The 1,109-nt window shown below is 63.9% G+C and carries 1 protein-coding gene; it reads left to right on the plus strand.

Annotated features, from left to right (window positions below):
* Positions 1-115: 115 nt before the first annotated feature.
* A partial coding sequence (locus tag A5727_RS25760) for an IS481 family transposase (RefSeq protein WP_157521570.1) occupies positions 116-1,109 on the plus strand: 994 nt, incomplete at its 3' end.

Here is a 1,109-nt window from a genome sequence, read left to right on the forward strand (position 1 = left end):
TGTGATGTCCAGGGACGTTGTCCGGTTTGGTATCGGTGAGCCTGTGTGACAGGTGAAGGCCTCCGGTTGTGAAGTGGAGCTGTCTAGGAACCGCTTCACCAACCAGGAGGCCTTCGTGTCCCACGCTAACGCTGCACTGACTCCGCGCGCACGTTTGAGGCTCGCCCGGCTCATCGTCGATGACGGCTGGACGTATACCGCAGCTGCCAAAATGTTCATGGTCGCTGCCCGAACCGCCAAGAAATGGGCCGACCGGTACCGGGCCGAAGGGCCGGCCGGGATGCTCGACCGCAGCTCGCGACCGCATCGCAGCCCGACCAAGACGACACTCAGCACGGTGCGGCGGGTCGTGAAACTACGGTGGCGCAGGCGACTGGGGCCAGTTCAGATCGCTGGCCAACTCGGCATGGCAGCCTCGACAGTGCACGCCGTGTTGACCCGCTGCCGGATCAACCGGCTATCGCACATCGACCGGGTCACCGGCGAGCCGCTGCGCCGCTACGAACACCCCTACCCTGGATCGTTGATCCACGTCGATGTCACCAAATTCGGCAACATCCCCGACGGCGGCGGACACAGGTTTCTGAGTCGACAACAGAGCCGACGCAACGCCAGGCAGACGGCCCACCGGACCGGTGAACGCGGCCAGAGATACAGACCCAAGATCGGAATTGCGTTCGTGCACACCGTCATCGACGATCACTCCCGGATCGCCTACGCCGAGATCTGCACCGACGAAAAGGCTGCGACCGCCATCGGCGTGCTTCAACGCGCTGTCGCATGGTTCGCCGAGCACGGCGTCATCGTCGAACGAGTCCTCTCCGACAACGGCTCGGCCTACAAGTCCTACGCCTGGCGCGATGCCTGCACCGAACTGGGAATCGCCGCGAAACGGACCCGCCCCTACCGGCCACAGACCAACGGCAAGATCGAGCGATTCCACCGCACATTGGCCGACGGCTGGGCCTACGCACAGCTCTACGTATCAACAGAACACCGCAACGCCGCCCTACCGGGCTGGCTGCATTTCTACAATCATCACCGAGCCCACTCCGCCCTCGGAGGCCAGCCGCCGGTCACCCGACTGACCAACCTCCCTGGACATCACA

It is taken from the genome of Mycobacterium sp. ACS4331 (genome assembly GCF_001667265.1).
GTDB lineage: Bacteria > Actinomycetota > Actinomycetes > Mycobacteriales > Mycobacteriaceae > Mycobacterium.